Source organism: Paenibacillus sp. WC2504, from assembly GCF_052682475.1.
The window spans coordinates 3,206,561-3,233,093 of record NZ_JBQZFH010000001.1; the positions used below are offsets into that span (position 1 = coordinate 3,206,561).

The 26,533-nt window shown below is 44.9% G+C and carries 32 protein-coding genes and 1 tRNA gene; 18 read left to right on the top strand and 15 right to left on the bottom strand.

Annotation, left to right across the window (positions count from 1 at the left end; genetic code table 11):
- Positions 1–23: 23 nt before the first annotated feature.
- A complete protein-coding gene (locus ACUN27_RS14010; RefSeq protein ID WP_445559055.1) occupies positions 24–1,163 on the bottom strand; it encodes a hypothetical protein in 1,140 nt (379 codons plus the stop codon).
- Between the two features lie 177 nt (positions 1,164–1,340).
- Between ACUN27_RS14010 and ACUN27_RS14015 the strand changes: the two genes are divergently transcribed.
- The 6 genes from ACUN27_RS14015 (at position 1,341) to ACUN27_RS14040 (ending at position 5,490) form a co-directional block, all read left to right on the top strand.
- Positions 1,341–2,180, top strand: a complete 840-nt coding sequence (locus ACUN27_RS14015; RefSeq protein ID WP_326062140.1) for an alpha/beta hydrolase family protein — start codon at positions 1,341–1,343, stop codon at positions 2,178–2,180.
- An 8-nt stretch (positions 2,181–2,188) separates the two neighbouring features.
- The gene (locus ACUN27_RS14020) at positions 2,189–3,529 is read left to right on the top strand and encodes a Na+/H+ antiporter NhaC family protein (RefSeq protein WP_326062141.1); all 1,341 of its coding nucleotides are present in this window, start codon (positions 2,189–2,191) and stop codon (positions 3,527–3,529) included.
- A 19-nt stretch (positions 3,530–3,548) separates the two neighbouring features.
- Positions 3,549–4,061, top strand: coding sequence for a metallophosphoesterase (locus ACUN27_RS14025; protein WP_315951349.1), 513 nt, complete (start codon positions 3,549–3,551; stop codon positions 4,059–4,061).
- 76 nt (positions 4,062–4,137) lie between these two features.
- Entirely contained in the window at positions 4,138–4,311 is a 174-nt protein-coding gene (locus ACUN27_RS14030) for a hypothetical protein (RefSeq protein ID WP_157321493.1), read from the top strand.
- A 195-nt stretch (positions 4,312–4,506) separates the two neighbouring features.
- On the top strand, positions 4,507–4,824 hold the full coding sequence (locus ACUN27_RS14035; RefSeq protein ID WP_326062142.1) for a hypothetical protein: 318 nt from the start codon (positions 4,507–4,509) through the stop codon (positions 4,822–4,824).
- Positions 4,825–4,980: 156 nt separating this feature from the next.
- A complete protein-coding gene (locus tag ACUN27_RS14040; RefSeq protein ID WP_445559056.1) occupies positions 4,981–5,490 on the top strand; it encodes a hypothetical protein in 510 nt (169 codons plus the stop codon).
- A gap of 70 nt (positions 5,491–5,560) precedes the next feature.
- Here the strand turns inward: ACUN27_RS14040 and ACUN27_RS14045 are convergent.
- Positions 5,561–5,633: transfer RNA gene (locus ACUN27_RS14045), tRNA-Val, on the bottom strand.
- Between the two features lie 372 nt (positions 5,634–6,005).
- On the opposite strand from ACUN27_RS14045, the gene ACUN27_RS14050 reads away from it, so the two are divergent.
- On the top strand, positions 6,006–6,200 hold the full coding sequence (locus ACUN27_RS14050; RefSeq protein WP_079420361.1) for a hypothetical protein: 195 nt from the start codon (positions 6,006–6,008) through the stop codon (positions 6,198–6,200).
- Between the two features lie 96 nt (positions 6,201–6,296).
- On the opposite strand, the gene ACUN27_RS14055 is transcribed toward ACUN27_RS14050, so the two are convergent.
- The 3 genes from ACUN27_RS14055 to ACUN27_RS14065 form a co-directional block, all read right to left on the bottom strand.
- Positions 6,297–6,590, bottom strand: coding sequence for a hypothetical protein (locus ACUN27_RS14055; RefSeq protein ID WP_157321486.1), 294 nt, complete (start codon positions 6,588–6,590; stop codon positions 6,297–6,299).
- Positions 6,591–6,788: 198 nt separating this feature from the next.
- The gene (locus tag ACUN27_RS14060) at positions 6,789–6,998 is read right to left on the bottom strand and encodes an alpha/beta-type small acid-soluble spore protein (protein ID WP_127452072.1); all 210 of its coding nucleotides are present in this window, start codon (positions 6,996–6,998) and stop codon (positions 6,789–6,791) included.
- 143 nt (positions 6,999–7,141) lie between these two features.
- Positions 7,142–7,297 (bottom strand): hypothetical protein, encoded by a 156-nt coding sequence (locus tag ACUN27_RS14065; protein WP_157321483.1) that lies wholly within the window; start codon positions 7,295–7,297, stop codon positions 7,142–7,144.
- Positions 7,298–7,604: 307 nt separating this feature from the next.
- Here ACUN27_RS14065 and ACUN27_RS14070 point away from each other — a divergent pair, with 307 nt between their 5' ends.
- The 3 genes from ACUN27_RS14070 (at position 7,605) to ACUN27_RS14080 (ending at position 9,209) form a co-directional block, all read left to right on the top strand.
- Positions 7,605–7,931 (top strand): hypothetical protein, encoded by a 327-nt coding sequence (locus tag ACUN27_RS14070; protein WP_127452074.1) that lies wholly within the window; start codon positions 7,605–7,607, stop codon positions 7,929–7,931.
- A gap of 170 nt (positions 7,932–8,101) precedes the next feature.
- Positions 8,102–8,650: a superoxide dismutase family protein gene (locus ACUN27_RS14075; RefSeq protein ID WP_315951345.1), complete on the top strand. Its 549-nt coding sequence runs from the start codon at positions 8,102–8,104 to the stop codon at positions 8,648–8,650.
- A 22-nt stretch (positions 8,651–8,672) separates the two neighbouring features.
- The gene (locus ACUN27_RS14080; protein ID WP_445559057.1) at positions 8,673–9,209 is read left to right on the top strand and encodes a hypothetical protein; all 537 of its coding nucleotides are present in this window, start codon (positions 8,673–8,675) and stop codon (positions 9,207–9,209) included.
- 336 nt (positions 9,210–9,545) lie between these two features.
- Here the strand turns inward: ACUN27_RS14080 and ACUN27_RS14085 are convergent, their stop codons facing one another.
- Genes ACUN27_RS14085 through ACUN27_RS14095 form a run of 3 tightly spaced genes read right to left on the bottom strand, consistent with a single transcriptional unit; the run spans position 9,546 to position 13,063 of the window.
- The gene (locus ACUN27_RS14085) at positions 9,546–10,637 is read right to left on the bottom strand and encodes a Ger(x)C family spore germination protein (protein ID WP_445559058.1); all 1,092 of its coding nucleotides are present in this window, start codon (positions 10,635–10,637) and stop codon (positions 9,546–9,548) included.
- Positions 10,634–11,710, bottom strand: coding sequence for a GerAB/ArcD/ProY family transporter (locus ACUN27_RS14090; protein WP_315951341.1), 1,077 nt, complete (start codon positions 11,708–11,710; stop codon positions 10,634–10,636). Before ACUN27_RS14090 ends, ACUN27_RS14085 begins: the two co-directional genes overlap by 4 nt.
- A gap of 42 nt (positions 11,711–11,752) precedes the next feature.
- A complete protein-coding gene (locus ACUN27_RS14095; protein WP_445559059.1) occupies positions 11,753–13,063 on the bottom strand; it encodes a spore germination protein in 1,311 nt (436 codons plus the stop codon).
- A gap of 205 nt (positions 13,064–13,268) precedes the next feature.
- Between ACUN27_RS14095 and ACUN27_RS14100 the strand changes: the two genes are divergently transcribed.
- A complete protein-coding gene (locus ACUN27_RS14100; RefSeq protein ID WP_315951339.1) occupies positions 13,269–13,397 on the top strand; it encodes a hypothetical protein in 129 nt (42 codons plus the stop codon).
- A gap of 26 nt (positions 13,398–13,423) precedes the next feature.
- Here the strand turns inward: ACUN27_RS14100 and ACUN27_RS14105 are convergent, their stop codons facing one another.
- The gene (locus ACUN27_RS14105; protein WP_161405984.1) at positions 13,424–13,855 is read right to left on the bottom strand and encodes a CBS domain-containing protein; all 432 of its coding nucleotides are present in this window, start codon (positions 13,853–13,855) and stop codon (positions 13,424–13,426) included.
- 161 nt (positions 13,856–14,016) lie between these two features.
- On the opposite strand from ACUN27_RS14105, the gene ACUN27_RS14110 reads away from it, so the two are divergent.
- Together ACUN27_RS14110 and ACUN27_RS14115 are read left to right on the top strand one after the other, a co-directional pair.
- Positions 14,017–14,478, top strand: a complete 462-nt coding sequence (locus ACUN27_RS14110) for a divergent PAP2 family protein (RefSeq protein ID WP_315951337.1) — start codon at positions 14,017–14,019, stop codon at positions 14,476–14,478.
- Between the two features lie 75 nt (positions 14,479–14,553).
- On the top strand, positions 14,554–14,991 hold the full coding sequence (locus ACUN27_RS14115; RefSeq protein ID WP_315951335.1) for a GNAT family N-acetyltransferase: 438 nt from the start codon (positions 14,554–14,556) through the stop codon (positions 14,989–14,991).
- Positions 14,992–15,020: 29 nt separating this feature from the next.
- Here the strand turns inward: ACUN27_RS14115 and ACUN27_RS14120 are convergent, their stop codons facing one another.
- Both ACUN27_RS14120 and ACUN27_RS14125 read right to left on the bottom strand, forming a co-directional pair.
- Complete coding sequence (locus ACUN27_RS14120) at positions 15,021–16,322, bottom strand: ATP-binding protein (protein ID WP_445559060.1); 1,302 nt, start codon at positions 16,320–16,322, stop codon at positions 15,021–15,023.
- A gap of 444 nt (positions 16,323–16,766) precedes the next feature.
- Complete coding sequence (locus ACUN27_RS14125; protein ID WP_445559061.1) at positions 16,767–17,519, bottom strand: MBL fold metallo-hydrolase; 753 nt, start codon at positions 17,517–17,519, stop codon at positions 16,767–16,769.
- Positions 17,520–17,664: 145 nt separating this feature from the next.
- Between ACUN27_RS14125 and ACUN27_RS14130 the strand changes: the two genes are divergently transcribed.
- From ACUN27_RS14130 to ACUN27_RS14140, 3 genes are all read left to right on the top strand, one after another.
- Entirely contained in the window at positions 17,665–18,558 is an 894-nt protein-coding gene (locus ACUN27_RS14130) for an alpha/beta hydrolase (RefSeq protein WP_445559062.1), read from the top strand.
- A gap of 81 nt (positions 18,559–18,639) precedes the next feature.
- Positions 18,640–19,260 carry a stalk domain-containing protein gene (locus tag ACUN27_RS14135; RefSeq protein ID WP_445559063.1) on the top strand — a complete coding sequence of 207 codons (621 nt, stop codon included), beginning with the start codon at positions 18,640–18,642 and terminating at the stop codon, positions 19,258–19,260.
- A 91-nt stretch (positions 19,261–19,351) separates the two neighbouring features.
- Positions 19,352–19,663 (top strand): DUF1292 domain-containing protein, encoded by a 312-nt coding sequence (locus ACUN27_RS14140; protein WP_127452090.1) that lies wholly within the window; start codon positions 19,352–19,354, stop codon positions 19,661–19,663.
- 134 nt (positions 19,664–19,797) lie between these two features.
- On the opposite strand, the gene ACUN27_RS14145 is transcribed toward ACUN27_RS14140, so the two are convergent.
- Together ACUN27_RS14145 and ACUN27_RS14150 are read right to left on the bottom strand one after the other, a co-directional pair.
- Positions 19,798–20,217 (bottom strand): DUF1885 family protein, encoded by a 420-nt coding sequence (locus tag ACUN27_RS14145; RefSeq protein WP_315951325.1) that lies wholly within the window; start codon positions 20,215–20,217, stop codon positions 19,798–19,800.
- A gap of 85 nt (positions 20,218–20,302) precedes the next feature.
- On the bottom strand, positions 20,303–21,772 hold the full coding sequence (locus ACUN27_RS14150; RefSeq protein ID WP_315951324.1) for an aminotransferase class I/II-fold pyridoxal phosphate-dependent enzyme: 1,470 nt from the start codon (positions 21,770–21,772) through the stop codon (positions 20,303–20,305).
- Between the two features lie 170 nt (positions 21,773–21,942).
- Between ACUN27_RS14150 and ACUN27_RS14155 the strand changes: the two genes are divergently transcribed.
- Together ACUN27_RS14155 and ACUN27_RS14160 are read left to right on the top strand one after the other, a co-directional pair.
- A complete protein-coding gene (locus ACUN27_RS14155) occupies positions 21,943–23,193 on the top strand; it encodes an MFS transporter (RefSeq protein WP_315951323.1) in 1,251 nt (416 codons plus the stop codon).
- Positions 23,194–23,227: 34 nt separating this feature from the next.
- Positions 23,228–24,400 carry an MFS transporter gene (locus tag ACUN27_RS14160; protein ID WP_445559064.1) on the top strand — a complete coding sequence of 391 codons (1,173 nt, stop codon included), beginning with the start codon at positions 23,228–23,230 and terminating at the stop codon, positions 24,398–24,400.
- Positions 24,401–24,989: 589 nt separating this feature from the next.
- Here the strand turns inward: ACUN27_RS14160 and ACUN27_RS14165 are convergent.
- Positions 24,990–25,679, bottom strand: a complete 690-nt coding sequence (locus tag ACUN27_RS14165) for a hypothetical protein (RefSeq protein WP_326062155.1) — start codon at positions 25,677–25,679, stop codon at positions 24,990–24,992.
- A 113-nt stretch (positions 25,680–25,792) separates the two neighbouring features.
- Positions 25,793–26,425 (bottom strand): YktB family protein, encoded by a 633-nt coding sequence (locus tag ACUN27_RS14170; RefSeq protein ID WP_315951321.1) that lies wholly within the window; start codon positions 26,423–26,425, stop codon positions 25,793–25,795.
- Positions 26,426–26,533 lie beyond the last annotated feature (108 nt).

Here is a 26,533-nt window from a genome sequence, read left to right on the forward strand (position 1 = left end):
TCATGAGAGCTAACGGGCTTTTGTCATTGCATGACAGCGCTGCGAATATACCAGCGCGAATCAAGCGATGCTCTTTCAAGCCGAAAGAGCACACGCCTGTGCGCAGGCGCGGAAGCACGTGCCGGTGTAACCGTAACGTCGACCGCAGCCTCAAACTCGAGGAGCTGGGACACGTCCCGCTCCGGGAACTTAGACAGCCGGCGCATGCTTCGCACATGCACCGCCTGCTCTTGCCCTGTGGTGACCTGCAGCAGCTGCAGGTCACCTTGGTTGGCGCCGCTGATCCAGACGTCGATCAGCGCCCAAGGCGAAAGCTTGCTGATGTAGGACGTCAGCAAGCCTGCGGCCCGGTGCACCATGACCTGGTGCGCCGGATCGGAGGAGTGGGAGCCGTGTGTCACGCTCCCGAGGAAATGAATACAGAAATGACCGTTGAAGTCATTTCCGGGAATACCGTCTCCGCCATGCGGCATGCCGTGCATGGAGCCGGCCAGCGTGCGGCCGTTAAACCTCACGAGGACCGCTTTACGGTCCCAGCTCCATGCGCCGCCATAGATGGTTTTGAGCGTCGCGGAGTCGGTCTTCGTCAGCGGTTGGACATCCGCGTGGCTGGAACCTGCGCGGCGCTGTCCTTCAAAGCTAAGACCGCTTTCTACGTCGGTTATTGTGAATTTACTATATTTGGGGATGACGGCGCTTGCGTCTTCCCAAGTCAGGATCTCGCCATAGTGCTGAGCTCTAAGCGCTTGAACCTGTGTGCGAAGCGCTTCTTGCACATCCATCGACACCGCGTAGATGGATTTGGTCATCGGATCAACCAATTCCCCGTTTACCGTAACGCCGTAGTGGAGCGTCTGCCCTTTTTTATGATAAATGAGAGTGGTATCCGGCGGTAAAGGCTCGGTGTACGAAGCGCCTGCCTGTAGTTGCTCAAGCTCTCGCTGTAATTTTTTATTTTCAAAAGATGATTCTGATCGGTAGGCGGCATGTGGAGAGGCTTGGACAACCAACTGAAAAGTAGTCATATTCGTCGTTTCTTGATACCTGAGGGCTTGACCATAGGAATGATGGCCGAATGGACCAAACAAACAAATGGACATCACAGAAAGCAACAAGGTGCAGATCATCGTTCGGAGCAAGCGGGTTGCTCGGGCATGATGCATAGGTAAGCTTCCTCCTGAATTGATTTTAGTAGCGGTCCACATTTGAACAGCTGGATGAAACGTCATAGTCAAGTTTTTACTAATTGCCATAAATTTATGAACAAATTCATCGTCCTCTGCTGTCGGAATGGCATCTGTGTTAAAATATAGCAGTACTTAGGAAAGGGAGGTTATCTCATGCAACCAAGTGTAGGTAAAGCATTTGAGCTACATATAGCAGAGGATCGGATAGTGAGAGGTGATTTCTATGAAGCGGCGTCACAACCGGCTCTGGGGACCTTGATCATTTGCCATGGATACAAAGGTTTTAAAAACTGGGGGATGTTTCCGCACGTAGCGCAATCATTATCTATGAATGTAAATGTCATGGCCATCAATTTCTCACACAATGGCGTCGGGGAGGACCTGCTTGAATTTACAGAGCTGGAGAAGTTCGCGCGCGATACATATTCCAGGGATCTTGAAGATTTGGAAGCCGTTGTGGAGGAAATTCGGCGAAATGAACAGCTTGCTGGTGCCGGAGAGAAACCGATTTTGCTTTTGGGCCACAGTAGAGGGGCGGGGGTATGCCTCATCTATGCCCTTGATCATCCAGATCAAATTGCGGGTGTTATCAGTTGGAATGGCATTTCGAATGTTGATCTGTTGACAGAGGACAATAAAAAAGAGATGCGCACAGCGGGAAGAACGTATACGTTGAACGGTCGTACGAAGCAAAATATGCCGCTAGATCTTGAGATCCTTGAAGACATGGAAAGTAACAGCGAACGATTCAATATTATGGGCAGAATTAGCGGTGCAGCGTTCCCAATTGCGTTAATTCAAGGGACTGAAGATAGCGAGAGGCTTATTCGAGGCTCAAAACAGATGGTCGAGCAAAATTCAGCTATCCAATGGATCCGAATTCCTGAGGGCAATCATACCTTTGGCTCGGTTCATCCTTACCAAGGAGAGTCCCAAGCGCTGAAGCAAGCCATCCAAGAGACTCTTCATACCATTCGAGAAATGTTAGGATAAAAAGACACATGTTAACGAATAGACAACTTGGCGTAACGATACTTATTACCATTCTAGGACTCGCTGCCGCATATGTGCTGCACATTGCCTTGGAGATTGGTTTTTCATTTGGACTCATCACATTGGTCGTCATCGTATGGCGAGGCGGAGCTGGATTCAGTGGCATTCTGAGAAGCATGTGGGAGGGCGTCAAGCATACCAAAGAAGTCATGTGGATTCTTGCATTGGTTGGCGTTGTTATCCCTACGTGGACAGCAAGCGGGACTATTCCCTATATGATCGATTTAGGACTTCGCATCGTGGATCCTAGCTTTTTTCTTACATTTTCGTTTGCTCTTTCCGTGTGCATTTCCATGCTTCTTGGAACTTCCACGGGCACGCTAAGCTCGGTCGGAATACCACTAATCGGTCTTGCTGTGCTGCTTCAAATCCCTTTGCCGATGGTTGCAGGGGCACTAATTTCGGGCGCATTTGTCGGCGATAGGACTTCGCCTTTTTCCAGTGCGAACCGTCTGGTGGCATCTTCCACAGGTGTTTCCGTCAAAGACTTATTTAAAGCCTTGCTGCCAACTACGATTGGGGCTGGAGGTATCACCCTCGCTTTTTTCTTGTTTTGCGACATGAGAGGTAAGTGGCATCAAGGGGAAAATGATGTGCTTAGTCAGCAATTTGGTTCCGGTTTTAACTACAGCATTTGGTTGTTATTGCCTGTGCTGCTTTTACTGCTTTCAATATTGTTCAGATTTAAAACAAGAAACGGATTTCTTCTTTCCATCGCTAGTGCAATCGGAATCGGCCTCATTTTTCAAGGAGTCGCTTGGGAGGAATGGCTGCATGCGATGTGGTTTGGTTATCACTCTATTACTTTTGAATCGCTGCAAACCAAAGGTTTGTCTAGTATGGTTGAATTAATTGTACTTATTGGACTCGCGGGAGCGTTCAACGGGATTTTAGAGGAAAATCGTGTATTACAGGCCTATATGCAAAAATTGTTGGGAGGAAGCTCCACTTCCCTATTCATCGCAACCATTCGAACCGCCTTGTTTGGCTTAGGACTTGGCCTTGTTTCGTGTACACAAACCCTCCCGATCATGATGACAGGCAGGAGTTTGCTGCCTTTCTGGGAGGAACGCTTCCCGCGCAGCCAGCTTGCCAGAGTTGTTGCAGATTCAAGCCTCATTCTAGCTGCTATGATTCCTTGGAATATGCTCGCGATTGTGTGTGGAACCATTGTAGGTGTGCCAGTCGAACATTATGTTAGTTATGCGCCGTTTCTTTGGGCTTTGCCATTATGTACCTTAATTTGGTCGTACGGGTGGAGAGCACGTGGGAACGCTGTCGGATATTAAAATGAAGGAGAGCTGTAATATGCCTACAACTTATTTTATTTCAGATCACCATTTCGGTCATAAAAACATCATTGACTTCGAAAACAGACCTTTTGCAGATGTTGACGAAATGACAGCAGCTATGATTGCAAAGTGGAATGCTGTCGTCCGTAAAGAAGACAAAGTTTTTCATTTGGGTGACTTTTCTTTTTTAAATAAAGAGCGCACTCAGGCTATTGTTTCCCAGCTGAACGGGTATAAAATCCTCATCCTTGGCAATCATGATCGGGGGAGATCGAGGACCTGGTGGCTTGATGCGGGATTTGATGAGGTAAGTGAGTATCCACTTATTTATATGAATTTCTTCTTCCTTTCGCATGAGCCTATGTATATGAATAAACAGATGCCATATTTGAATGTTCATGGGCATATTCATGGTCAGAAATATGAGGGACGCCACTATTACAACGTGAGTGTAGAACAATTGGACTACACGCCGGTGTCTTTTGAGCAGATTCGCGATTCGGTTGTGGTGGATGAGGAACAGGCATAATAGCGCTTGAATGACAAGTATTAAGGTTTATAAAAGGTGGGAATAATGAGATTAATTGTTCGAGGAGGTTGATTTTATGTTAACGAATGACAAGTTGTCTGAAGCGGATATCGAAGTCATTTTGATGGCCATAGATACTTCGAAAGACGCATTACTTAAAGTGTATACGAAAGATTGGCTCGAAACTAAAATCGATGATATAAAAAACAAGCTTCACGCACAGCAAGAGGAACTGGAACGAAATCATTGAATCATGCAATCGATTCTATCGGCAAAAAGCACTCATAATCATTGATCATTAGGGTGCTTTTTTACAATGAATAAAGAAGCATTTGAAAATGCGGGTGGTAAGTCGTACAATGATTTGAAGAGTAAATCCATGTAAGTTTTTGGACGCAGCCTTGCCTCTGGCTCCAATAAAACTATGCTTAAGGAGATTTGAATTATGCCTCAACTGTCATCGTATAAATTGCCTTGTGGAACCAAGAAATTTTATCCTGAAAAACTTGATTATTTAACACGCAAAGGAAATTATCTATTGTTTCATACGTACTCACCTAAAAATAAAATAGCCTATATCATCTCTCCGAAACAGAAGGGCATGGATATCATTGTGGAAGGTCCACCTGGAGACATCGTAAACCTTTATGAAAGTATTGGCCTTGATGAACATGAAATTCGTGATGAAAATGGTGTATTTCTCTATAAACAAGCGCAAACAAAAGAAGAATTTGAACAGGTTTTTGAAAAGTTCGTCCGTTAATATTTGAAATAATATAGAAAGAGCACTTGAATTTATTCAAGTGTTTTTTTTGTTGCAGTAATGGATGCTCAGCGAAAGGGGTTATTCGCGATGATTTATACAATCACATAATTTGGGAATACTGTCTGAATATTAGAAAGTACAAGGTGGTACAAGATGTTCTATAACAATCATCAACAAAAATTTTATCAAGAACCCGTGTACAAGTCCCCTTACGCTGCTGCACTCTGGTCATTATGTTTGCCAGGATTCGGGCAACTATATGTCCGTGAATATTTTATCGGTATCATCTTACTCGCTTCTGAAATTGCTTTTAATATTTTGTCTAAATTAAACTGGTCTATTTATTACTCGTTTACAGGAAAATTGCAAGAGTCTTCCGAGATTGTAAATATGGGATGGGGGTTGTTCTATCCTTCCGTTTACGCGTTCAACATCTGGCATGCGTATAATACGGCAAAGTTCATGAATGCTAAGCTAAAAGCAGAAGGAGTTCCTAGGCCAGATAAACTAGCACATAATATGGGCTTTTTTACTGGACTCGTTTTTGGTATGTTTTTCGGACTACATTGGGCATTTTTAATAAGTCCTGTTTTTTCTGGTATTGTCCTGGGGATTTCATTGGCGATTATTGGGCATTTAATCGAGAAGTGTGTGGATCGATGAATTGAAGTGTAAAAGACGTTTTAGTAAGCATAAAAGAAAAAGCCCTTACCATGTAAGGACTTTCTCTGTATGACCTGTAGTGGGCTCGAACCACTGACCCCTACCCTGTCAAGATAGTGCTCTCCCAGCTGAGCTAACAAGTCGTTTTGTGAAGACAATTAGTAATATACCAAGAATTCTCAAGCATGTCAATATATAAGATGGTTATTTTGTAAACAGATTAATTGCGCCAAAATCGAAAAAGCTTGATGAGGACATGGTAAGTTTTGCGCTTTTTTTTGGACCTGGGCATGAAGGAAAAATCGTTCGTTGAAGTTTCTAAAGTTGCTGTAGGACCTTTCCCCAGAAGGATGGACAGTTCATCATCGGTTATGCCTTGCATTGTCATGGATTAGTCAACCTTTCCGCTCAATCATGTCATTAATATATCAAAAAAGTCAGCGCTTTGATATAGGACTTTCATATTAGCGGGATTTATGGTAACTTGGTGTCATTAGAGTTTGGGAGGAACAGGAATGACGAAGCAGCAGCATCGATGGAATTTGCGTTTAAAAAGCAGTAATGTATATCTAGGTACAGTATATTTAGGCGATCCGCTTCCCGAAGTGGAAGATGTGATTATGATTGGCGATAAGAAATATACAATTCTTGAGCTCGGTAGTAATCGCGATGCAAGCGATGTGTTTGTAGAAGAAGTGAAGAAGAAGTAACTCATGGTAAAAAGCGCTGTCTAGAAGGGTTCATCCTTCTAGACAGCGCTTTTCAATTTACGGATTCTTACACTGGATTCTACACTTTTGTATGTACTAGGCAAGGTTGTAGAGAGAGGCCAGGCAATCAACGAACATTTTGTTATATTCCTCACGGGTGTAGTCTTTGTTACAGGCAATGTCTCTTCCCAGGAATTGAAACCAGGTGATTTCTGTTTGCGCTTTTTTGTAAATAAATTTGCCGTGTTGGATGAGGAAGGTGTCGTTCTCGAAGTAGGGGACGTTATCAAACTGAAGTGTTTTTTCACCTTTTTGTTCGCTAACTAATGTAGCCAATAGAATAAGCATGCGGTAGGGATCACGGAAAATCTCATATTGTTGTTCAGTCATGGTTTACCACTCCTTTTGTATATAGGGATAAAGCCATCATACTAGAGAGGTAATCTGAATAGAATATGCGAATGAAAACTCGTGAGGATATCGAAGGAACAGATGACAATATTGAAGAAATAGAAAAAAAGACTGACGGTCACTCTAAGGAGGATCGAGTGAAATCAGTCTTTTGGAGTTTGCGCCTACATCAAAGGATTAACGTTTGAAGCTGGAAAGTTGTTGTTCTGCGATTTGTACCAAACGCTTCGTGATGTTTCCGCCGATCGCGCCAGCATCACGAGTTGCCAAATTACCGTTGTAGCCAGTAGGGGAGAGAGGGACACCAATTTCCTGAGCGACTTCAAACTTCAGTTGATCCAATGCTGCTTTTGCTTGTTGTACGACTAAAGTGTTGTTACTAGCCATTCAAAATCATCTCCTTTTTTATGGTACACCCGTATTATTTGAATGTTCAGAAAATTTATACGCAAAAAATAAATAATATCTATAACATCAATAAACCCCCAACCGGATGGCTGGGGGAGGATATATTTTAAAATAAGGACCATTTATTCCTCTTCGGATTCCACGCTTTCTTCAGCCGCAGCAGCTTCTTGACTTGCCTCTGCAACTTCTTCAGCCGCCTCTTCGTTCACTACTTCTTCTGTGGACTCTTCAGCGATTTCTTCTTCATTTTGGGATACAACTTCTTCTTCTTGGCTCATGCATTGTCACCTCCTCGGTTATGTATAATATCATTCTATCCGCTTCTATCAGGCGCTACAAGAGGGTTTAGAGGGCTATGCATAGATTTAATGAAACCTTAATTCGTTTGTCAAATCCTGCTAAAACGGGGTAGCGAGGATGCTAGTTTTTTGTGTCTTAATGACTTATTTTCGCCGGATTTCTCTAATGAGCATGTTTTATTTTTCTATGAATATACATGAGGCAAGCAGCGAAAGTTTATGCATTGCTAAGCTGAGCTATGCTACAAAGATAGTTTTCTTACGAAAACTCTTAGGAGGAGTCCGAATGAACCGGTCGGATGTTATTTTGGAATTACAGTTAGTACCTGAGCTGCTCAAACAAGCTGAAGCGATCTATGTGGATGCTGTATCTGAGCTGAGTTGGGCCAAGCACGAACTATTGACGAAGGAATGTGAGGTCATTGGTGACGGATTGGTTACAGGGAAAAATGAACAGCAGCGCCAAGCTGAAATGTGGCCTTACACGAAAGACTTGCAGCAGCAAGTGTTAAGAATGGAAGATGCCGTCGAGCATACGAAGGTGGAGTTCCATTTTTACAAGCGTAAGCTTGAAAATCTTCAAATCATAGCCAAATTGATGACCATTCTATAAGGGAAAATAAAATGACTAGAAGCCTGCGATCGGATGATTGCGGGTTTTTTACTATTTCTGAGCATATATGAAAATTTTATTTTTGTTATACGGTTACAGCAGAAGTCAGTTGTGCATCCTAAGGGTAGATTATGTAAAATGCTAAGTTTTCGGGAGGACGAAGATAGGTCATGAAATCATTAAAAATTGTTGTGACTGTGAGTTTGGGGCTGCTTGTGCTGACAGGCTGTCAAAGCGTGAAAAGTACGGCGACAGCAGAATCTGGCTCTACGCCACCTCTAGAGGTTACATTCATTGGGGCAAGCGGACAAACGGTTGGAAAGGCGCAACTGGCAGCCGTTCCAGAGGGGGTGCAGATTGATCTTCAAGTAAGCGGACTAACGCCTGGTGCCCATGGTTTTCATATTCATGAAAAAGCCGCTTGCGATGCGCCGACATTTGATTCGGCAGGTGCGCATTTTAACCCGATGCATAAAGAGCATGGTTTTCTTAATCCCAAAGGTGCGCATGCAGGGGACCTTCCTAACTTGGTCGTAGATGAGCAGGGTAATGGCCGTTTGAGTACGGTCACCAAATCCGTAGTGATGCTTCCTGACAAGCCGAATTCGTTGTTTAAGCCAGGGGGAACCTCTCTCGTCATTCATGAGAAAGAGGATGATTTGAAGACAGATCCATCCGGAAATTCTGGTAAACGAATCGCCTGCGGTGCCGTGAAATAAAGGAAGGAGCATTCATGACAACATGATCAAAACACAGGATCTCAAACTGCAGATGGATGAACTCACCAAACAGAACGACTTGGTGCTAATTGAGCTCGAACAGGTAAAGAAAATGTTGTTAGGCGGATCCCAAAACTCGCAAGGTGGCCAAAATCAGCAGCAAGCCTCAAATTCCGGTCAATCGCAAGCGCAGGGTGAAGATCAAGGACAGAACCAGGATCAAGCTCAAAGTCAGGCCCAAGGACAAGGACAAGATCAGGGACAAGACCAGGGACAGGGCCAAGGACAGGGCCAAGGCCAAGGTCAAGGTCAGCAAGCCGGACAAAATGGCGCTAACGGCCAGCAAGTCTCAGACTTAGCCAATGAACTATTGAAAATTAAGGATTTGGTTGAAAAACTGGAACAAAAAACATCCCAATATGTCAGCAGCCAGTCCAACAACGGGACATTAACAGAGAAGGACGCTGTCAATCTGATTTTGACGCTAATGAACGGCATGGTCGATTGGGCTAGCGAATTTGTCTCATCCAAAGCCTCTTCGAATGGACAGCTACAATAACATAAGAGATCATCACCCAAATAAAAGAGCTGCCAGTGCAGCTCTTTTTGTTTTTTTGTCGAAACAAAACGCATTTCGTTTGTTTTTTCGGTGACGCGTTTTATGGATTCTTTAGGCGATTCGACAATATGCACTTATTTACATAATCGACTCTGACCGATAAAGTAAAGAAGAGTTAAACTTAAAGAGACAAACCATAGATGGGGTGTAGTGTATGAGAGAAATAGATATTCATCATCTGATGAATCAACTCGGAATTCAGCCTGATCAATTACATAAATGGATGTCTGATCAAGGGAATACAGCTAAGGTTGAAGGGACTCGCAGAGCCGAACATTATTTGATCACGCCGACCCCTTCGAGCTTCATTTCGACTCCTACGCGGAACTCCAATTCGGGATAAAGAGCTTGCCATGTACGCCACTCCTCTTCTACTGTTCCAAAGTGACGCGATCGATACTTTAATCCGAAGCCAAGAGGATCCAGTTTGTTGTCTCGAAATTTTTTCAAAAGCCGCACTATTTTTTCTTCAGAGGATTGGCAAACAGCCGCTTCATATTGCGAGAACTGATTGATTTCGAGGGGACCTGATGCCGATTCTTCAATGACACCTCTCATCTTAATGTGCATATCGACATAAGGAGGTCCACTCTTAGGAATGCGAATGTGGTAATTCGAATTAATATGATCCACCGAAACGAAAAATTTCGAATCCTGGAAGGGCGCTTCAATTTCAACTTTGTTTATACTTGCTTTCATAATATTAAAAAGTCGTGTTTCATTCGAGTTTAGTGTAAGCTTTACATTCTCCTTATCAAAAAGGACGGCAGTGTTAATCGTAAAATGATTGTTAGCCGATTCCACAATGGAGAGAATGGGATCTAATCCCAGTTCTTTTTTTTTGCGATAAAAGTTGAATAGGTACTCGGAAACCACATAACCCGATTCTACCCCCGTTTTCCCAAAGCTTAGCAGCAAAGAGTTGCCAGGCATCCTCTCATGAGATATTTTTGTTCCCAATACGGCTTCTGCTGAAGGTTGTCCAACAGCAACCCAGGACACGAGTTGGATATCTCTGCGGCGATTGAGCCAGTCCAATTCATTGATGCCATTTTCCTTCAGAAACGGATACCCAAAAATAATAATTTTGGCATGACCAAAATCCAGTTCTTTGTCGACCTTAGACTTCAGCAATCGAACAGCTTCGGTGATGGAGTTGGCATCCTGTGTGATCAATTCGTATTGCGCGGAACTATTATCGAGACTACTTCCAGGAACGGCTAGTTTAAGCGATATCCGATATTTCATATTTTTATGTTCAGATTTATCAATTCCAATGGAAACAACGAAAAATCGTTTGTCAATATCCTTGAAGCCGCATCCTCCGCACAGGCACAAGAGCAGCAGGATGAAGAGCCATTTCTTCACGCCATTTTCCTCCTGGCAAAAATTACGATGATCAACACCAAGGCAATTTCAGAAGCCAGCCTTACATTTAAATAAATCGTGCCAAAATCGAATAAGGAATTGTCGTTGAAGAAGTAGCTGAGTAGAAACGTGACCCCTCCCATAAGGGCTATTACAGCCCAAGTGAAGTAGCTTTTTTCTTTCTGACTAGGAATCAGCTCTTTAAAAAATTCAATACCCACATGCCAATGTATAAAAGAACCGGCTAAGCTAATATTGGTGTACAGCAGCATGAAAATAAATAAGACCCTTTCGACTAAACCAAATTCTACCCGCATAGAATCTGAGGTTGAAATCCAAGGGTAAATGTAAGTATTCACGGCCATAGTTCCATGGTAGCCCACAGGAATCAGAAAGCTCGTTAACAAAACACAAGTACCGACAATCGGGATTGTCCAGAGTAAGGGGATTTTTTTATTTGGTTTAAGAAGTCTGTTGAAAATAACTAAATTCGTATACCCTGTGAAAATGTAGGTGCCAGCGGATATGGAGTCCCAAGTCGGCCTATTCAGAATATGAGTGGCAATTTCAAAACAAGCATCATACTGCATGGATTCATTCGTTACAGATTTATACAAGACCCAAACAATAACGGGGACATTGGTAACCAGCAAGATTTCCATGCAAAAAAGAACGGATTCCGATTTCAAACGGGCAATCATACCGACAACAATGACGAAAGCCAGAACGATTAACATCGACGAAATGTCGGGATTAATATATTTTTTTGTGATCTCGCTAAACGCAATCAGCGTTATCATGCCGGCCAAATACCAGATGATAATGAAATAGATCAAAATGAGTATACGCACCCATCGCGGCGCGTGTTGTTTTAATATTTCCGGGAAACCCTGTCCGGGGAACTTCGTGATTGATTTGACAAACACATACAGGAGGGTGAACCCAATTGGTATGGACAAAACCAACGACATCATACTACCTTCAAATCTGTGTGAGAGAAGAATGCGAGGCACGAAAAGGATGATATTCGCCAGCATATTTAATAAAACCAAATAGTAAAAATAACGGACCATCGGTGCAACCACCCCACTCAAGTAAGACTCGTAGGACTCGCTTTATTTTCGGTAGAAAAATAAGCGTAAATAAGGAACGCCAAAGCTTCTTAAATTTGACAAATAGGCTGTCATGCCAATGAGTCCAAGTACGACGCCAGTGATGCCTAAAAAGGATGCGAGCAGGACAAGTGGATATTTCATGATTCTCATGGCGAAGCTCATCGAATTGATGGGAACGACAAAGTTGGAGATCGCTACCGTTGACACGATAATGATCATGATGTTGCTGATTAAACCTGCGGAAGTAGCGGCTTGCCCCAGAATTAATCCGCCAACGGTAGTCGCTGTGGAACCTACGGATTTCGGCAAACGGATGCTTGCTTCCAATAGTAACTCCATCAGGATCAGCATGAGCAAGACTTCGACATACGCCGGATAAGGTACAGAAGCCCGGCTTCCGGCAATGGATAACGCAACCTGGACCCGGAATATTTCCGGATTATAGGCAGTTAGCGCGACATAGGCTGCAGGTAATATCAAACTTAGGAACAAGGCAATGTAGCGTAAGATAAGCAGAAAATAACTAACTAAAGAAAGCTGATAGTTATCATCCATCGCCGAGTAGAAATCATAAAATACGACAGGCAGAATCAGAACGAATGGCGTTCCTTCGAGCATTAAGATTATTTTTCCCTGAGAGAGATTAAGAATGGTTCTGTCAGGACGTTCTGTCGTCAGGAAGGTGGGAAAGATCGAAAACTTTTGTTTGTTCAAAAGTTGGGTAAGCTCGCTTGTCGATTGCAAAGTGTCAACTTTAATCTCATCAATCGTTCTTCTTACTTGGTCAAGTACCTGATGGTCGACTTGCAATTCATCGTACATGATGCACAGCCTGGATTTGGACAATCGTCCGAGCTCCAGGCACTCCACGCGCAAGGAGTTGTTCTGATAGCGAAAGCGGATCAGGTTGATATTTGTATCAATGTGCTCGCTAAAGCCCGTTTGCGGTCCTTGAATCGTTGCTTCCACTTGAGCATCGCTTAGAGCGGCGGCTTTTATTTGTGCGGCATTGAAGAGCAGTATGCGCTCTCTGAGCATAATGGCGACATGGCCCGAAGTAATTTTGTTCAATGCATCAACATTGGAAGCGGGTCGATTGCAGCCTGGAAAAGAGAGTAAATAATTTTCATACTCAGCTTCCTGTTTCATTTGGAAGAAGGGTTGAATGATTTCATCCCGGATCAAGCTGCTGTCACAAATATTAGTAATAAATAAAATTTCGGCCTGAATATGATTGGATTGCATCTTACGATGCTCCAAATCGTCGGAAGGACCTAGTTTATCTAGCAGCCATTGCTTGTTCTGGCTCATTGAATTCAAGGATACCCTTCCTTTCCAAGCAAAGTTTTCCTCTTAGTCTGTCTCTGGAAGGCTGACCCTATCCAAGGGTTAAGGGAAACTGGCTTATTCAGGAAATGAAGAAGATAAACTTGAAATTGCAGTGGGGGAGCTGTTCTTTCTCGTGAGGAGCGTTTGTGCTTGGGAAATATGAAAACGAAAGGGGAGGAAATTCGTAATGAGACGTGGCAGTCGGGGGAAGCGGGTAATCCGTTCCTGGGAGGAACGGACCCGTACTTCCGAGATTCCATTGCGTGGACCAACAGACCACCGTGTCGCGATTTTGGATAAAATGGATGAGGATTGAAAAAGGACAAGACCGGAGTGCTGTGACTATCTCTCTCCTGCAGCGGAGGGGGATTTGAACACAACTTGCTTTGCGCAATATTCAATGATTTCGCTTCTTCGCACAATGCCGATGAATTTATCGGAATCATCAACAATCGGCACGAAGTTTTGCACTTTGGCTAAATCAATGAGATCCACCATGTCCGCATGGATATGAACCGGTTTATTTTGCACGCGCAGCGGAACCTCAGACAGTAAATGTCGGTGGGCATTCTCAAACGATACGCCTTCCGAATTTTTCAAAAACCATAGCAAATCGCCTTCGGTGACGGTCCCTACATAATGACCATCGTCGGATAATATCGGTACCGCGGTATAACGGTGATATTCCATACGCTCAAGTGTTTGACGAAGCGTTGTTTGTAATGTTGTTGTAATAACTTCGGATTTCGGTAAAAGGAAAAAAGCAATATTCATCATTCACACTCCTTAGAGTTTTCATAAGAAAACTGACGTCGCTAGCAAAGGCTTGGAGTTTTTCGCAGGAAAACTTTCTTCGTAAGCTAACACTCCTATTGTATCAAAATTTACGAATAGAATCTAAACCTGTGTTGGATGCTAAAAGAGAGGTGAGCAGAATGAATAGAGCGCTTATAACAGCATTGCTAGGAATCGGTACTGCACAGGCGATAAAAATGCCTCTTACTTATATGACAACGAAGAAGTGGGATTGGTCGCAACTCATTCAAACCGGTGGAATGCCTAGTTCACACTCCGCGGGTGTGTCGGCTTTAGCTACTTATATCGCTATGAGAAGAGGGATTTCCGCCATTGATTTTGCTATTACCTCGGTGTTTGGCGCTGTAGTCATGTACGACGCCATGGGAGTTCGCCATGCTGCTGGGGAGATTGCCGTAGAAGTGAATGAAATTGATGTGCAGGTAGAGCGGTTAGCTAAGCAGCATCCGGGCTTATATCATGTTCGCAGACGGAAAGCTTTGAAGGAGAGATTGGGGCATTTGCCGCGGGAAGTTTTGGGCGGTGCGATTTTGGGGGTAGCCATCGGGGCTTCCAGCTATTTGTTGGAGAAAAAAAGGTAGGCTTTGACGCGTGTGGACATCCTTTCTTGAATGAGATAAGATCAAGGAATATTCATTGAAAGGAAGAAAGTCCACATGGAAATCATTCGCGTTACTAGTCATGATCAACTGAAAGATTGCTTTAAGGTTCGTTTCAAAGTATTTGTAGACGAGCAGCAAGTGCCTGAACATTTGGAGATGGACGAAAAGGATGAATCGCCGGAAGCCTGCCATCATTTTCTTATTCTAGACGGCGAACAACCGGTAGCCGCAGCCCGTTGGTATGAATACCAGCCCCAAACCGCCAAATTGCAGCGCGTAGCTGTTTTGAAAGAATATAGAGGCCAATCCCTTGGCAAGCAAATTATTCTGGCTATGGAGCAGCAGGCGCGCGAATTGAACTGCACGTCATCTATTTTGGATGCGCAGTGCCAGGCTGAGGGCTTTTATAGTCAACTGGGTTATCATGTCATCTCGACAGAACCATTCTACGACGCAGGCATTCTGCACGTAAGAATGAAAAAGCCGCTGTAACTACAGCGGCTTTTTTTGCTATGACGATGTTATTGCGCTAATGGGAAAGTGATGATGAATCGTGTGCCGGTTCCAAGCTCGCTTTCCACCTCCAGCGTTCCCTGGTGATCTTGCACGATTTTGTAGCAGATCGATAAACCAAGTCCTGTGCCGGACTCTTTTGTCGTGAAGAAAGGATGGAAAATCTTCTCTAACTGTTCGTTTGGAATCCCAGGACCATTATCGGCAATGACGACAGTCACGCTTTTGGTATCAGACGTTAATTGCATGTGGACGACACCGTTTTCCTCCATGGCTTCGCAGGCATTTTTTACGAGATTGAGAAGCAATTGAATCATTTTATCTTGATCCATTAAGACAAGGACGGGCTCTGTCGCTTCTTTGTAGTGAATTTGATGGCCGAAACGGGTTGCTTCCGACTCCATCAGCGCGATGACCCTGAGCACGCACTCGTGCAAGGAATAGACGCGAAAATCGATGCTATGAGGCTTGGAGAATTGCAGGAATTCACCGGTTAAATCACTCATGCGATCAATTTCTTCCATAATCAAGCTGTACCAATTTTCTATATTGTAACCGTTTGCTTTGGAAATTTGTAGAAATCCTTTGACTGTTGTAAGCGGGTTCCGTATTTCGTGAGCCATACCAGAAGCCAATTCGCCGATAACCCTTAGCTTATCGGATCGAAGCATATGCTCTTCACGTTTGAGCCACGACTCCCGTTTCTTCGTAAATAAGTTATTCTCAGCTAATAAGATCAGATCATCTTTCGTCAAGCCGTCTAGCGGGTAGGATGCAATCCCGTATGTAATTTGGATACCTGTCAGTTTAGGCAGTTCGGAATCTAGTTTTAGTTTCAAAGAGGAGGTGGCTGATTGGTCTGCGACTAGCGGCATAACTACCGCGAATTCATCACCGCCGTATCTCGCGATAAAGAGCGCATCTTTAAACAAGATTTGGAGGAGCTCTGCCATCTGCTTCAGAATAAAGTTTCCAGCCTGAAAGCCGCGGGTCGTATTCATCGATTTTAAATCCGTACAGTCAATTAGAATCAGGACCAAACCCTGTTTCTGACGAATGAGCTGCTCAAGCCGGCGATGGGACTCTTCATAGTTGTATAGGCCTGTTAGCGAATCTTGCTGCGTAAATAAGTAACGTTCCTTTTTCAACAGATCAGCTTGTTTGAGCGTGGAATAGGTTGCTTTCGTAAGCAATGCAACTGTTGTGAAATGCAGCAAGCATTCAATCCCATAAATCCATAGTAAGTCATATAGCCCTTTAATGAGATAAACATTGCCTAAAAAAATAAGCGCGTAGGAGGCGGACAGCACGCACGATTTTTTGCGATTTTCTTCTGTATAAATATCGTAAAGCAGCGTTAGTATGTATAGAGGGAGGATCAAGTTTAAATGACCTATGTAATGTAAGAAGCCAATGATCAGTAGGCGAAGCCAGGGCATTCCTGCATGTTTTAATGGAAAGCGGAAGCTTATCAAGTAAAGTAACACGAGAAGGATCTGTAAAGGAGTGTTAATGGAAGTGTGGAGAACTGTCGTATATAGCATAAAAACAAATGCGTAAGCAAAAAGAATCCAATTGATTATCAAAGTATCATCTCCTGCAAGTTACGATGTCCAGAATAACCACTCTTGTGACATGTTCTCTGTCTGTTTACCCAAATCCTGCTTTCAGGTAAAAAGAATAGGAAATAAACACGGATTTTCGCGAAAAAAGAACCTTCAAGGGGTTGAATTCCTAAGGTTCCATGTTGATAATTATTCTGGAAGATCAATAATTTCGTGCTGGGTGACAAACCGCATATGGCCGGTTTTGCCAATGAAATCGCTCATATTGTCAGCATAATGCATGAGATAGATCCTCTGCTGAATATGTTCAGGTAACGTAAGCAATTCGTCAAGCGTAGCATGGATGAATCCTTGGCCGCTTAATTGACAATCATGAAAGATTGTATGGCAGTTTCTTTTGGCGGCGACCTCGTGAATAAGCAGATCTTCACTGAAGCGGACATCCGCACTATAGAAGATTCGGTCATTAATAAACAGCGAGTAGCTGGGTTTGCTGGAAATATGAAGTGTGGGCACAAGTTCAATGGTTAAACCAGGGCCTATGACAACAGGCACTTGTTCCTCAATCATAATGACGTCAAAATAATCCTCGAGGGAATGGTAGCCGTCTTCCGGATTATACATGCCGCCTTTCAAAGTGTTCTCCCATAAAATATCTGCGATAGCTTTCGTCAGGTAGAGCTTTGTTTTCTTCTGATTGCTTTCATATAATAAGCGGAAAGCCATTTCTTCCAATCCGCCAACGTGATCGGCATGAATGTGTGAAATTACGATGCCATCGATTTGATCGGGCTGTAGCTGTATGTCGTAAAGCGATCTTGGCGTTGTTGAGCCACAGTCGATGAGTATATTTCTTTCGTTTGAACGGATTAATGCGCTTGTATTATAAAATGTTTTGGCAAAAGCACTGCCGGTTCCCAACATTTGAATTTGCAAACTCATTCAGCCGCCCCCATTTTTCGACAAAAAACATCTTTTTCTAATGTAGCATGGGAGGTTGTTCGATTTCAACCATTATATGTATGGCGTATAAGCTTAAAGCACGATGTATACATAAGTTTATTTCATTTAAGGTGATGATATTGGGATGATTTGGTATGTAATTGGAGCGTTGATCGCGACGATTGGCTTGATTTTGGTGGGCATTTCGACCTATGTAGGCTGGCAATTAACACATCCGAAACGCAAAATCGTCGATGAGTTCCCTGAACAATATGGGTTGCAGAAGCAGGATATTACATTTCCGAGCCAATCGCAGGATGTTGCACTGGATGGATGGTTTTTTAAATCGTCTTCCGCACCCCAAGGGGAATTGGCAACGACAGTCATTATGTCACACGGGTATGCGGGCACACGCTTGGAAAAAGGATTGCCGGCGCTTGCTTTAGCGAAGGCGATCGTTGATGACGGTTATCATGTGCTTATGTTTGATTTTCGCAATTCGGGCAATTCTGAAGGCAGTTTGACGACCGTCGGCTATTTGGAGAAGCAAGATTTGTTGGGTGCAATTCAGTGGGTGCAGGAGCATGTCCCTAGTAAAATTTGCTTGTTGGGCTTCTCGATGGGAGGAAGCACGTCACTTTTAGCTGCAGCGGAAGAATCCTCTGTTGCGGGAGTCATTACCGATAGTGCTTTTAGCCAGCTAAGCCCTTACTTGCGAGATAACTTGCCGGTCTGGTCGAAACTGCCCAGGTTTCCGTTCACGCCTTTGATTTTGGGCATTTTGCCAAGGCTGATAGGGATTAATCCCCGTCATGTAGACGCGCTTGCAGCAGTGGATCAGATTTATCCGAGGCCGATCCTTTTTATCCATAGTAAAGATGACGATGCGATTCCATGGTCAAATAGTGAAGGGATGTGGCGTCGGCATCCGGACGTTTTTGAGCTGTGGCTTACACAAAAAGCGGGGCATGTCGGGTCTTATCACATGCAGCCAGAGGCGTACAACCAACGGGTTCTATCATTTTTATCAAAATTATAAAATCATCGCAACTCTTTTTAACCTTCGGAGTATAAAGATGCAGACATAAAGTTTACTAACGAGAGCTGGAGGTTATTCAAAATGAAAGTTGTTCAGCGGATATTTACGTTGATGCTGGTGTTTTTTGTTCTAAGTACGGCTGCAGTGGTGGCCTCGTCGATATGGGGGGATTATAAGGGATTTAACATTGCCCGTCTGGTCGTTAATGATACGACATCGGAGTTCGGGGATTCGGATGTTCCGCCTCTTATCGTTGATGGCAGCACCGTTTTACCTTTACGCGCGGTTAGCGATGCCTTGCAAGCGCTGGTGAAATGGGATAACACCAATAAGACGGCCTATTTGTACAAACCGAACGTGCACTTGTTCTTTACAACGGAAGTGCGGAAAGATTCGGCCATCGTTCCATTTGGCGTCGTTGAACGCGGGAAGCAAGCGGATTTTATTGTATTTGCACAGGTCGATAATTTGAAAACAAGCATTTCTTCTGTCAAAGTTTCCATTGTATCGCCAAGCGGCAAAAGTGTGGTTACACCTGTAGTGAAAGCCATCACGGACTCCAAAGAGTCTTTCTGGTTGAAGGTGCCTTTGTATGGCGTTTCTTTTGACGAAGCAGGCACTTATGTTGTGAAATTTGCGATGCAAGCGACAGGCGCTAGCGATTATTCCATCGTATCCGAGAAGCAGATTCAATCCGAATAGGATAAGCTCGCAAGAAAGTGGTTTGACCTCTGAATATGAAAATGTTAGGATAATTACGTAACTAATTATTCGACGAAATGAGGTTCTGCCTGTGAGCGATGAGAAGCACGATCATGTACACGGCCCGGACTGTGACCACGATCACGAGCATGGGGAAGATGTTTTTATCGTAACGGACGAGAACGGTGAAGAGCATGAGATGGTAATGGTGTATACCTTCCAATCTCAAGAGCAAGCTTATGCGGTATTGCTTGATCGCAATGATCCTGAAGCGGACGGCGTTATTTTCCGTGTTGAGGAAGATGGCGATGATGCATTCCTAGTCAACATTGAGGATGAAGAAGAATGGGAACGCGTAGTGACCATTTACAATGAGATCGTAGCTCAAGAAGGCGAAGAATAAGAGCTATACATAAGAAAGGGCTGTCCAGTCAGTGGGTTATCTACTGAAGGGCAGCCCTTTCACTATTTAGATGAAACGGGGCTGTCCTAATGGTTTGAATTAACCATTTGGGACAGCCCCGTTCGTGTAAAATGTCATTTTCGAGGATTGAAGTACATGATTCTGCCATTAAATAGATGAAGTTCAGCTTTCAACAGTTTGCCAAGGTATTTGCAGAACTCATTGCCTTTGCTCTTGTCGCCATGTGTGGCGTCGTCAGGCAATACGACTTGAACATAATGCCGGTCTTCCTCTTGAACCCTCTCGCTGCCGACACCAATCACGATATATTTGTATAAAGGATTGATACCTTTCAGATAGAACCATTTGCCTTCGCCTTCCGGCTTCGTCTCAATGGTATAAGGGAATCCGGCCTCGTCATATTCCCAGCCAAGCTGCTTGGCTGTTAGACTGAGCTGCTCACGGTAATGCAAAAGCCTGTCCTTGAGTTCATCCAAGGTGAGTGCGGGTACTTGGGAGCCTGTTACGAATTTAATATAAGCGCTTTGAGCCATTCCTTGTTCACCTCATTCGCTAAACATCACCAACATCATAGCATCATGTAAACGGTTTTACAATAACTTCCTGTCAGTTCAAAGCCTAGAATATCGCCTGTGTCTCAACGATAACTTTGACATTTTGAACGCTGCGGTCCTCAGGGCCCTTGACAGGAAGTCCAACCTCAACATGCTCGACGATGTAATCAATAAGCTCTTGTGTGATGACTTCACCTGGAAGCAAAATCGGAATGCCCGGTGGATAAACATAGATGAACTCAGCGATAATTCGGTCGGCGGAATCTTTGAACGGCAGAATTTCGGTTTCACCATAGAAAGCATCTCGAGGTGTCAACGTTAATTGAGGAATAGCAGGAACTTTAATGACAACCTCTTTGACCTCAACAACATCGTCATTCATATGCGAGAGTTTGCGCAGAGCTTCTAGTAGAATCTCAATATTTTCTGGCGTATCACCCGGCGTAATGAGGCAGAGAATGTTGTACATATCGCTCATTTCGACTTCGATGTTGTAGTGCTCGCGCAGCCAGTTCTCGACTTCGAAGCCTGTGACGCCGAGCTTTCGCACGTGGACACATATTTTCGTCGGATCATAGGTGAAAGTCGCTTCTTCGCCTAGAATTTCTTCCCCGAAACAGTAAAGGTTCTCGATTTCATTAATTTGCTTTCTTGCATACTGAGCAAGGGCAATTGTACGTTCCGCCATTTCATATCCGTTCAAAGCCAAGTGCCTGCGGGCTGTATCCAGCGAAGCTAGCAAGATATAGGACGTAGAAGTCGTCGTAAGCATAGAGATAATCGTTTGAATCCGCTTCGGATTTACGCGATTTCCTTTTACGTTCAAGACGGAGCTTTGCGTCATGGACCCGCCTAGCTTATGAACGCTAGTCGCTGCCATATCGGCGCCTGCTTCCATAGCGGACATCGGCAGTTTATCATGGAAGTGAATGAGCACGCCATGCGCTTCATCAACAAGGACAGGCATGTTATAGCTGTGTACCAGATCAACGATCTCTTTTAAATTCGTGCATACACCATAGTAAGTCGGGTTGATGACCAAGACGGCTTTGGCATCGGGATGCTTCTCGAGCGCTCTACGGACCGAACGAGTCGGAATGCCGTGGTCGATTCCTAAGTTTTTGTCACGAGCTGGTTGGATAAACACCGGCTTAGCGCCAACGAATATAATCGCGGCAAGAACGGATTTATGTACGTTTCGCGGGACGATAATTTTATCGCCTTCGGAGCATACTGTCATGATCATCGTCATGATGGCTCCGCTTGTCCCTTGGACGGAGAAAAACGTATGGTCGGCGCCATAGGCGTCCGCAGCCAGCTTCTGGGCTTCCTCAATGACACCCATCGGTTGATGGAGATCATCCAGCGGTGCTATATTGATGAGGTCGATGGACAGGGCGTTGTCTCCAATAAAGGAACGAAACTCCGGGTCCATGCCGACTCCTTTTTTGTGGCCAGGAATGTGAAATTGAATCGGATTTCTTTCAGCATGCTTGAGCAATGCATTGAACAGGGGGGTACGGGTATGATCCACCTGATTATCGCTTCCCTTCTATCGTGGATTGCTTGTCGAAAGTTGCAACAAACAAAATGAGTATATCAAACTAGAGATTTCATGCAAGCTAATTTTTTGAAAATAGTTTGTGCAAATTGGGGAAAAACTAACAACACTTGTTAAAATACGGCCAAATAAGGAGAAATCCCATGATTTTGATGCAAAAATGGCGGAAAAACCAACTGTTTTCCCCATTTGTGATCGAATTGTTAATTATTATGTTTATCGTCGAATTTGTGAAGGGTGCCCTGCTCATTACCATATTACCGGTATATATGAAAACAGGGCTTGGCGCATCCGCGTTTATCATCGGTTGGACGCTCGCGGCCCAATATATCGGCGATAATGTGCTGCGCACCCCGGTTGGCTGGATCATTGATAAGCTCGGTTACCGTACGACCATGCTCACAGGTGTGCTCTTGACCTTTATTTCCGTAATCCTGATGGCGACGACGTCCCAATATATATGGATGATAGTCGGCTGTGCGCTGCTTGGCTTTGGTACAGCCCCGCTGTGGCCCTGCGTTATTACAGGTACGACGGAAGTGGCGGGAGAGGATGGCAAAGCGACGATTATGAGCGTCGTTTACATGGCATGGCTATCAGGTGTTGGACTGGGTCCGGTGGCGATCAACTTTTTTGTAGGCGAAAATCGTTACACCATGGCATTTCGTTTATTAATTGGCTGCATGACGGTTGTAGTGCTGGTAGCGCTAATGCTGCCCAGGAAAAGTTCAACAGCGGATGTGGCAGTGGAGAAGGCCTTGACGCACGCTAAAATTCAGAAAGCACCGCTTGCTCAGCGGATTTCAGTCTATCTGAGTGAAGTAAGGCGATCGATGTCTGTTAGTCCGCTGATGTTTCCCGCGATGTTCGCGCAGACGTTTGCTCTCGGTATATTGACACCGATTTTGACCCTGTATGCCAAAGAGGTGTTAAAACTTTCCTCCTTCGAATACAGCATGTTTTTGATTGCCGGAGGAGCCGTTACGGTCATTTGTTTAGTCCCGATGGGGAAATGGGTGGATCGCCGTGGCATACGTCCGTTTTTGATAGCGGGTTTTACGATAAGCGCCGCAGCTCTGCTGCTGTTTACATATGCCAAGTCTATGACCATACTGTATGTATTGGTAGCCCTGCTTGGAATCGGTTATGCGTTTATCATACCTTCCTGGAATGCATTGATTGCTTCGGCCATCCCGCCTGAGAAAAGAGGGGCTGTATGGGGGTTTTTCCTGACAATTGAAGGGCTCGGTATGATCGTCGGCCCGATTGTTTCCGGCAAGCTTTGGGATGTATATGGCTATCATGCGCCTTTCTTGATGAGCGGTTCAGTCCTCGTACTGTTACTTGTTCTTCAAATGTTCATTTCCATCCCCAAAAAAGGTATGGTACGATAAGGAAAAATGTTTGGTTTGGAGGCTCATAAGCATCATGAATAAACAGATTGGAATCATCATGTTGTTGTTGATGACCATTTTCGTAGGGTTTGGCATTATCATTCCCATCCTGCCGGAAGTTGTCAAAGGAGCCGGCTCTGAGTATCATAACGCGTTGTTGCTATCGGTCTACTCTGCGGCTTCCTTTCTGATGTCTCCGATATGGGGCGCGGTGTCGGACCGCATTGGACGCAGACCTATCATCTTGATTGGCTTGCTAGGTTTTAGTATCAGCTTTTTGATTTTCGGATTTGCAAATGGGCATCTGTGGGTTATGTACGTGTCACGTATCTTGGGGGGCTTATTCTCAGGCGCTGCCACAGCATGCGCTGTTGCTTACGTGGCGGACATTACAACGGCCGAGAATCGGACGAAAGGCATGGGAATGGTGGGCATGTCGATCGGCTTAGGTTTTATCTTCGGACCGGCACTTGGAGGTATTTTAAGCCGCTGGGGGACTTATGTGCCTTTCTTCGCAGCTTCCATCCTGGCGTTTGCCTCGTTCCTGTTTGCTTTTGCGATCCTTTCGGAATCGCTGCCGGCAAATAAGCGATCTTCGGTGCAGGAGAAAGCACCTTCCCGATGGACCGCATTCTCCGGAGCTTCCAAGTATCTGTATGTGTTATCCTTTTTCGTTTCGTTTACACTAGCAGGCTTAGAAGCGACACTTCAGTATTATCAAATGGACAAAATCGGCGCAACGCCATTTGATATCGGCATGATGTTCCTTGCCAGCGGCATCGTCGGCGCGTTGATCCAAGGCGGTGTCGTTCGCCGCCTGGTCAAGCAGGGTGCCGAGCAGAAGGTGATCGGCATCGGCTTATTGCTCTCAGCAGCTGGCTTCTTCCTGCTGCTGTACTCCAGCAGCGTAGTCACCGCTGCGATTTACTTGTCCGTATTCGGCGCAGGGAACGCGCTCATACGCCCTTGTGTGACGTCGCTGATTACACAGCGTACGAAAGTCGGTCAAGGCGTCGCGACGGGCCTCAGCTCCTCCATGGACAGCCTGGGCCGCATCGCCGGCCCGCTGCTTGGCGGAGCGGTGTTCGCCATCGCGCATTCCTTGCCGTTTATTATCGGCGGCGTGCTTTGCTTGGCGGCGATTCTGCTGCTGCAGCGCTTCGTGCTGATTGACCGCGAGACGCGCGTCCAACAGCAAACGGCGTAGAACAAATTAAAAGCTGTACACTAGCCTATCTCGGTAGAGAGGGCGGGTGTGCAGCTTTTTTGATGCTTGAGAGAGGGTGGGGACTACAGTCCGCTATTTCACTGAAAAGAAATAATTTCCCATGAAAAGGGAACTCTAGTCCTTTATTTTGGCGATTTTCATCTGAAAATCACACCATGGAGGACAAATAAGAGCCTGTAGTTCCCCATAGCCCATAGCGCCGTTCCCTCTACAATTTTGGCAGATTAGCGCCCAGCAGTTCCCTTTGCGGATGAAAAATTCTGCCTTGAGCATTACGTAGCGATAAACCGTACATCCAGAGGTGCTCCCATCCAACGCCGCGAAGCATCTATATTACTCAGCGCATCAGCGCCGCATTTCAGGGCATGGGGACCCGATCGAACACTGGGACACAAAGACCATCGTATTCAAACAAAAATGCCTGAGAAGAGCACTTGGAGGACGTCAAAGAGTTGTATAGTTGAATGATTTGGAATCCGTTTTTGCGCAACGGAAAAATTGAATCCAACAATAAATAAGACTGCTCCAATGCCATCAAAGATGACAGTGAGCAGTCTTTCTTATTTACTTATTCCTTCGCTTTCATGTCTTTTTTGTGATCAACCCATTTCTCAATCGAAGGGGTGAGCTGATCTTTAATGGACGCGACGAGCTTGTCCTTGGAAATGCCTTTGGACTGAGCGATTTCGGCGAGCGACTTGCCGGAGCGGAGCTGGGCATGCAGTTCATCTTTGCTCAGTCCGAGCGTTTTGGCGAGCTTTTCCGTGTCGGGCTTCAATCCGAAGCGGTGCCACTTGCTTCTGCCATGGCTGTCCAACAGGTTCTTCTCGTTGAGGATGAACTTCAAATGCTCGCCAAGTTTTTGCTTCATATGCTCGCCTTGGTCGGCAGTAAGCTTGCCATCCTTCACGGCAACTTCGATCTTCCCGGCACGGAGCTGCTCGAGTTTTGCCGTTAGGTCGGCTTCGCTGATTCCTTTGTCAGCGGCTGCCTCCACGATGCTTTTGCCGCTCTTGAGCGATTTCACGAGCACTTCTTTGTCAACGCCAATGACATGAGCGGCTTCCTCGATAATCGGCCATTTGCGGTCATGGCGCCCGTGCCCTTTCTCATCAGCTTGCTGCAGAGAGACGATTTCCTGCTGGTTCTCGGAAGGAGCTTGCGCCGAAGCAGAAAGTGAAGGGAGCATAGCTGCTCCCAAGACGAACGAGAGGGCCATCGTGCTCACCAGAAGCTTTTTTCTATAATGCTGATTCATGTGTGTACGCCTCCTTTCCCAAATAATAGGAATTACAGAACATAGTCTGTGCAGGAGGGATTAATTTTAGTTTAAAATAACCTTAGTTTTACATAAAAATTCCAAAATTCGAGTTATTTCGCGTCAACCGCGAGTTGATATAAGGGAACCAACTTTTCGAACGTGTCTTTAATCAGGGATTCAAGTTCGTCAGGTTTGGTCAGCACAGGATCTTGGAAATGAAGGTTTTTCCCGATCAGCAGCTCAACTTTTTTGACATCGCGGAATCGGATCAAAGCATCATTCCAAGCGCTGCGGTCCAGTTCAGCAAGCGGTGTGACATCCTTTTTCATATGATCGAAGGACAGGACGAAATCGGCGGGAATTTCCTTTTGGATGCGATCGATCTGATTCATATACGCGGTAGCGATGTTGCTTTTATTGGGCAGCTCATAAATGAGTGCCAGCCAGATAAATACGCGGTCATCAAACAGGCCGACCTGGAAATGAGGAACTTGCTTGTAGCCTCTTTTGTTTGGGCAGACCGCCATCCAGGTGTCCACAGGCGGGTTAATTTTGCGTCTTAGATGCTTGGCAATATGTAAGAACATTTCGGTTCCGGTCAAAAGCGAGAGATCCTGCGCCAAAGAATCGCCTAACGCTTTAAATTTAGGTTGAATGCGCTCGCGAATGGCTTCCATCCGTCCATCCAGACCTTCTATGGCAAATGTATCAAAATCATGTTGTGTAAATCCAGTAAAGCTCATCGTCAGGATCCTCATTTCACTTGCGTTTTTCAATTATTTTAAATTAAATGAGTGCGCTCTGCAATGTTTTACGAGTTTCGTAGAATGCAAGTAGGAAAAAGGTCCCAA